This window comes from Guyparkeria sp., from assembly GCF_041687595.1.
Lineage (GTDB): Bacteria > Pseudomonadota > Gammaproteobacteria > Halothiobacillales > Halothiobacillaceae > Guyparkeria.
Map to the genome: position 1 here is coordinate 1 of NZ_JAWLBP010000097.1, position 3,006 is coordinate 3,006.

General features: G+C 64.7%; 2 protein-coding genes. Both read right to left on the minus strand.

What is annotated here, in order from left to right:
* Window positions 1–854 (minus strand): class I SAM-dependent methyltransferase (locus ACESL5_RS09715; protein ID WP_372592579.1); only part of this gene is annotated, 854 nt, incomplete at its 3' end.
* 408 nt (window positions 855–1,262) lie between these two features.
* On the minus strand, window positions 1,263–3,006 hold a 1,744-nt coding region (locus ACESL5_RS09720; RefSeq protein ID WP_372592580.1), incomplete at its 5' end, for a bifunctional aconitate hydratase 2/2-methylisocitrate dehydratase.

The window sequence follows — 3,006 nt, forward strand, 5'->3', positions numbered from 1 at the left end:
GGGTCGGGGGGCGCCCCTTCCGGGCTGGTGCCGATGGTATGCAGCAGAAAAAACCCGCCGGGCTTGAGGCAGCGGCGGGCGACTTGCATGTATTCATCGTAGTTGTGGCGACCGACGTGCTCGAACATCCCCACCGACACGATGTGGTCGAAGGGCTCGTCGATATCCCGGTAGTCCATCAGCCGGAACTCGACTGGAAGCTCCCCTCCCAGTGTCTCGCCATAGGCGGCCTGCTCCTTCGAGATCGTCAGCCCGACGCATTCGACACCGTAGTGCTCGGCCGCGTAGATCATGAAGCTGCCCCAGCCGCAGCCGATATCCAGCACGCGCTGACCGGGCTTGAGATCGAGCTTGCGACAGATCATGTCGAGCTTGTTCTCCTCTGCCTCGGCCAGGGTCTCCGCCCCGTCGCCCCAGAAGCCGCAGGTGTAGGTCATGCGCGGATCGAGCATGTCGCGGTAGAAGTCGTTGCCGAGATCGTAATGACGCTCGGCCACTTCCAAGCTGCGGGTGCGGGTCTGATGGTTGAAAAGACGGGCCTTCAGGGCATCCCAGAGGATCCGCGGCGATCGACCGACCTTTTCGGCCAATCCGGCGCGAAGCACCCGGTCGACGAATTCGTCGACCCGATCGATTTCCACCCATCCGGCCATGAAGGCTTCGCCCAACCCCAGGTTGCCCCAACCGAGGATGCGATCCATGGCGCGCGGATCCTTGATACGGAGGTCCCAGGGCCGATCGCCGTTGATCCGGATGTCCGCCTGGTCCAGCAGTTCCGCCAGGGTCGAGTCCAGGTTCACAGAAGACGGATTTTCCCGAACCTTGTCCATTTCCAGAGTCATGCGCTTGGCCATCCATCACCTCCCCTTCGATATTGACCGACGTGACGGCAATGTCGTCCGGCGCCCGCCTCGTGGTTGCGCCGGTGACCGCGTACCGTCCCATGGCGGTTGCAAACCGTTACTAGAACAAGCTAGTCCCACAAGTTGAAATTATCAACCAGTTGAATTGAATCAGTTTCATGGCAGTCACGCCTCTCGGCCCGAGGCCTCAAAGCAACTGGTCACGGACTACCGCGAACACCAGCGTGACACCCTCGGCCGAACCGCTGGCCGGGACGCCGCCATGGCCAGCAGGCATGGGGTTGCAAAAAAAACGGGCAAGGGCGAGTGGCACGATGCCACTTCAACCCTTGCCCGCTGGGAGCCGGCCCTAGAGGAGCCGGTCCGGACGCCGCCCCACGAGGGCGCGCTGAGTCGTGATCAGGCAGTGACCACGGGAATGTCCTTGAGCATCTGCAGTCCCTTGGTGGCCTCTTCCTGGTATTCCTCGATCTCGTTGAAGTTGAGGTACCGGTAGATCTCGCCGGACATGGTGGCCAGGTGTGCGACATGCTGCTGGTATTCCTCGACCGAAGGCAATTTGCCCAGGATCGCGGTCACCGCGGAGAGCTCGGCCGAACCAAGGTAGACGCGCGCGTCCTTGCCCATGCGGTTGGGGAAGTTGCGCGTCGAGGTCGACATCACCGTCGCGCCGTCAGCCACGCGTGCCTGGTTGCCCATGCACAGCGAACAGCCGGCCATCTCGATGCGGGCACCCGCGCGGCCGAAGATGTTGTAGTAACCCTCTTCGGAGAGCTGGTGCTGGTCCATGCGGGTCGGCGGCGCGATCCACAGGCGGGTCGGCACCGAGCCCCCGTGGGACTCGAGCACCTTGCCGGCCGCGCGGTAGTGGCCGATGTTGGTCATGCACGAACCGATGAACACTTCCTGGACCTCGTCGCCGGCGACTTCGGACAGCGGCTTGATGTCGTCCGGGTCGTTCGGGCAGGCGAGCAGCGGCTCGGTGATCTCGTCGAGATCGATCTCGATGATCTCGGCGTACTCGGCATCCGCGTCCGGCTCGAGCAGTTCGGGGTTGTCGAGCCATTCCTGCATCGCCTCGATGCGGCGACCCAGCGTGCGCTTGTCCTCGTATCCCTGGCTGATCATCCACTCGAGCAGGGTGATGTTGCTCTTGAGGAATTCCTTGATCGGCTCGGGGCCGAGGCGGACGGTGCAGCCGTTGGCCGAGCGCTCGGCCGAGGCGTCGGCGAACTCGAAGGCCTGTTCGACCTTGAGATCCGGCAGCCCCTCGATCTCGAGCACGCGACCGTTGAAGACGTTCGTCTTGCCCTTCTTCTCGACGGTCAGCTGGCCGTTCTGGATCGCCTTGTAGGGGATGGCGTTGACCAGATCACGCAGGGTGATGCCCGGCTGCATCTCGCCCTTGAAGCGCACCAGCACGGATTCCGGCATGTCCAGCGGCATCACGCCCAGCGCGGCGGCAAACGCCACCAGGCCGGAACCGGCCGGGAAGGAGATGCCCAGCGGGAAGCGGGTGTGCGAATCACCGCCGGTGCCGACGGTATCCGGCAGGATCATGCGGTTGAGCCAGGAGTGGATGACCCCGTCGCCGGCCCGCAGGGAAACGCCGCCGCGGGTGGAGATGAACTCCGGCAGCTCGTGCTGCAGGGCGATGTCCACCGGACGCGGGTAGGCGGCGGTGTGGCAGAACGACTGCATGACGAGATCCGCCGAGAACCCCAGGCAGGCCAGTTCCTTCAGCTCGTCGCGGGTCATCGCGCCGGTGGTGTCCTGGCTGCCGACGGTGGTCATCTTCGGCTCGCAGTAGGTGCCCGGGCGCACGCCCTCGACGCCGCAGGCCCGGCCGACCATCTTCTGCGCCAGCGTGAAGCCCTTGCCGGTGTCCGCCGGCTGCTCGGCGCGCAGGAATACGTCGGACGGCTCCATCTTGAGCGACTCGCGTGCCTTGCCGGTCAGCCCACGGCCGACGATCAGCGGGATACGGCCACCGGCGCGCACCTCGTCGGGCAGCGTGCTCGGGCGCATGTTGAAGGTGGTGACCACCTCGCCATTCTTGAGGATCTCGCCGGTGAACGGACGGATGGTGAGCACGTCGCCCGTCTCCATCTGGTCTACGTCGCACTCGATCGGGAAGGCGCCG